At 42.3% G+C, this 1,550-nt stretch carries 1 protein-coding gene; it reads right to left on the reverse strand.

Annotation, left to right across the window (positions count from 1 at the left end; genetic code table 11):
• Positions 1–10: 10 nt before the first annotated feature.
• Positions 11–1,456, reverse strand: coding sequence for a glycine-rich domain-containing protein (locus tag AACZ75_RS15670; protein ID WP_339874152.1), 1,446 nt, complete (start codon positions 1,454–1,456; stop codon positions 11–13).
• Positions 1,457–1,550: the final 94 nt, after the last annotated feature.

Below are 1,550 nucleotides of genomic sequence, written 5' to 3' on the forward strand. Positions count from 1 at the left end.
TAATTTTTTCCTATTGAAATTTGTACCTTATTATTACTATACCTGAACCGCCAGCACCAGCACAAGCTCCACCATTAGATCCACCTCCACCTCCACCACCTTTATTTGCACCACCTGCAGCACCAGTTCCACCACCAGTTCCACAAGGACTTGCAGCACCTGCACTTCCTCCTCTACTACTATCTTGGCCTCCACCACCTCCACCACCGTAAGATAAAGCTGAACCTGAAATTGTTGTTGGAACCCCTACACCACCTGCACCACCACCACCAGGAGAAGCATTTCCACCCGCACCTCCAGCACCACCTCCACCACCAGGAGAATAAGTTGGTGAACCTGGACCTCCACTACCACCAGGATTACCTTGAGAAGGACTTACTGGTGGAGTATTACCCGCACCTCCACTACCACTTATAGCATAACCTCCTGATCCTGATCCACCAGAATTACCAGGTTGATTAGGACTTACAGGAGCCAATATTCCTGCACCACCTCCTGTAGATGTTATACTTGAAAAAACTGAATTAGGTCCACCTGTTCCAGGTTCACCAGTAGGAACCACAGCACCACCACCACCAACTGTAACTGTTATAGCACCTGGACTTGAAATTGTTAAACCTGTAGGAGCAACTATCGGACTTGCTGTATATGGAGTAACAGGACTTTTTCCTTCTCTAAAACCACCTGCTCCACCACCAGGACCATCACTATTTCTACCACCTCCACCACTAGCTACTACTAAATAAGATACTACATTATTAGCAACACAAGCTGATACTCCACTTACACAAAAACTACCTGGCCCTGTAAATGTGTGAATTTTGCAATTACCTGAAGTTGTTACTGTTCCACCTGTGGCTACTAAAAAAGGAGGATTTGCTCTAACATTAGAGGTTGAATCCATAGTATTAATCCAACCTTGTGTTGAATCTACAAATACAAAAGTTACTGATTGTCCTTGTGTACTTAAAGTTGCATTATCATTTGTTGAACCAATTTTATCTGTACCATTAGGAGTAACTGTTACATTATTAATTTGCCAAGTTGCTGCATAATCAGCTAAACTGACAATCGCTCCAGCAACACCTGCTGGTAAGTTAACTGTAAATGCACCACCACTTGTATTACAAAAATATCCTTCTCCACTAACTGCAGAAAAAGTAGCTGTCTTTGGAGTTGTAATCCAATCAACAGTTCCCGTTCTACCAAAACCTGATTGCGTTGCGCCACCCGCTAAAACAATATTGTCACCGGTTGCGCCAAGTGTAATCGTTGTACCTACTTGACTTATAATATTTTGACCATCAGATGCTTGTATTGCATTTGATCTAACAGCGTTACCTGCAACAGTTGTTGTATCTGAAGCTGTACCGACAGTTATAGAAGTTCCACATTTTTTAATAATGTCAGTGCTTGCTGTGTCTTTTACTGTGTTTACTTTAATTGTACTTGTCATAATTATTGAAATTTGTACCTTATTATTACTATACCAGATCCGCCATTAGCACCACTATTACTAGGACCAGGACCTGCATTAGATCTTCCACCTC

It is taken from the genome of uncultured Brevundimonas sp. (assembly GCF_963975535.1).
Lineage (GTDB): Bacteria > Pseudomonadota > Alphaproteobacteria > Caulobacterales > Caulobacteraceae > Brevundimonas.